Annotated in this window: 2 protein-coding genes; both read left to right on the top strand. The window is 65.1% G+C overall.

Going from position 1 to position 2,095, the window contains the following annotated elements:
* Positions 1-1,171: hypothetical protein (locus JOY90_RS03495; RefSeq protein ID WP_291689774.1), on the top strand; the 1,171-nt coding region annotated here is incomplete at its 5' end.
* A gap of 88 nt (positions 1,172-1,259) precedes the next feature.
* Positions 1,260-2,045, top strand: a complete 786-nt coding sequence (locus JOY90_RS03490) for an FkbM family methyltransferase (RefSeq protein WP_291689773.1) — start codon at positions 1,260-1,262, stop codon at positions 2,043-2,045.
* Positions 2,046-2,095 lie beyond the last annotated feature (50 nt).

Genomic DNA, 2,095 nt, shown 5'->3' with positions numbered 1-2,095 from the left:
CATGGTGCCGATGTTCGGCTTCTATTTCGCCTACCTGGTCTATTTCTATTCGACCACCGCATTCCGCACCCTGCTCGCGGCGCCGCTGTTCTGGGGCGCGATGCTGGTCATCGCGGTCGGCGACATCGAGCTCGTGTCGTGGAAGGTCGACGCGGTCTACAACATCTTCCTGCAGGTCTCCGGCGTCATCCATGCGCTGATGCGCAGGGGTCATTTCATCATCGGCAGAATCCAGAGCGTGACCTATGAGGCGTCGAACTTCGGCATGTACGCGATCTTCACGCTGCCCTGGCTGTGGGCCTTTGCCAATCAGCACAGCAGCACGCTGCGGCGGGCCGCGTGCTGGGCGCTGTTCCTGAACCTATTGGCCCTGTCATTCCTGTCCGGCCGGACCTCGCTGGTCGGCGTGCTGCCCGTCATCCTGCTGATCCCCTATCTGCGGCTGTTCCTGGTCGCGCGCGGCGGCGCCTATCAGGGCATGCATTACGCGCTGATGGCGCTCTATCTGGTGCTGAGCATCACACCGCTCGTTGCCATCGCGCTGTACCAGAACGAAATCGCCGCCGCCGCGATCGCCTCGGACAACATCTCGAATGTTTCGCGTTTCGGCACCATGGCGATCCAGATCAACGAGTTCCTGCAGAGCCCGGCCTTCGGCGTCGGCATGGGGCAATATCCGTTCCAGGTGACCCGGCTGTTTCCGTCCTGGGCCGACACCTGGGAATTCCAGAAATGGATCACCGATCCAGACGCCTCGTTCTTTCCGTCCTTCTCGCTCTACAGCCGCATCCTCGCCGAGCTCGGCGCGGCCGGCTATGCGGTCTGGCTGTTGTTCTGCACGCTTCTCCTTGGCAGGGCGGCGGTTGCGGCCCACCGCTTCCATCTCGAGCACGGCGCCTTTCCCTACATCGGCGCCGCCGTGATCTGCGGATTTTTCGGCCTGCAGTTCAGCGGGTGGGTGATTGCGAGCTACAAGATTCCTTTCATCTGGCTCGTGCTGGGCCTCGCTGTGGCCTACATCAAGGCGCCGGAAGCGATGGAGAATGGAAGGCCCGGGCCCGGCCCGGCGGCGACGCCGCGCTGGCGCATCGCACTCACCGCCGCGCGCCGCCGGGCCACCGGCCGGCGCAGCGCGCCCGCCGTCGCGCGGACGGAAACGGCGACGTCATGACCGGCCGCCTGATCGGCACCGCAGCTTCAACGCGCGGCGCGCGCGCAACATTGCCGCCTGATCCCGTAGCTTGGTTGGAGATCGTTTGATGTCAGTGGTCAGGGCACTGATCGAGAGAGCCTTCCCGAAGCTCGTGCACCTGAGGCGCATGCGGCGCCTCGGCGCACGCGAAAAGGAGATCAAGCTGCTGCCCCTGCTCTGCAGCGACGCCAAGCTTGCGGTCGATGTCGGCGGCAATCTCGGCCTTTACGTGCATCATTTGCGAAAACTCTGCAAAGGCGTCGTCGTGTTCGAACCGATCCCGGCGCTGCAATCCTATCTCAGGAAGCAGTATCGCGACGTCAGGGTCGAGGGCGTCGCGCTGTCCGACTCGCCCGGCCACGCCGAGCTTCGGATGCCCAGCGGCATCCATTCATGGGCGACGATTGCGACGACCAACGATCTTTCGCTCGCCGACCCCGCCAGGCTGACGTCGATCGAGGTGCCGGTCAGGACGCTCGACAGCTACGACTTCGCAGGCGTCGGCATCCTCAAGGTCGACGTCGAGGGCCACGAGGAACAGGTGCTGCGCGGCGCCGTCAAGCTGCTGTCGCGCGACAAGCCCAACATCGTCGTCGAGGTGGAGGAGCGCCACAATCCGGGCTCGGTGCGGCGGGTCTCGAATCTCCTGACCGGCCTCGGCTATGACGGCTTCTATCTGCACGACGGCAACCTGGTCCCGATCGCGGAGTTTCGCATCGAGCGCGACCAGCCGATGCGGAACGTCGGCACCTCCGGCAAGACCGGCCGCTACATCAACAACTTCATCTTCGTGGCGTCGGAACAGTCGCCGGGCCTGGTGTCCCGCAGTCGGCCCGCCGTCGCGCACCCGTGACCCGCCATGCCCCGAGCTTGTCCCGGCCATAACGGCGCCAGCGCCGCGTC

Source organism: Bradyrhizobium sp. (assembly GCF_019242285.1).
Taxonomy (GTDB): Bacteria; Pseudomonadota; Alphaproteobacteria; order Rhizobiales; family Xanthobacteraceae; genus Bradyrhizobium.
The sequence above is the reverse complement of the archived record's forward strand: the minus strand, read 5'-3'. Positions and strand labels throughout refer to the sequence as shown.

Coding starts and splice junctions, on each gene's coding strand:
- JOY90_RS03490 (WP_291689773.1), top strand. CDS start 1,260: ATGTCAGTGGTCAGGGCACTGATCGAGAGAGCCTTCCCGAAGCTCGTG.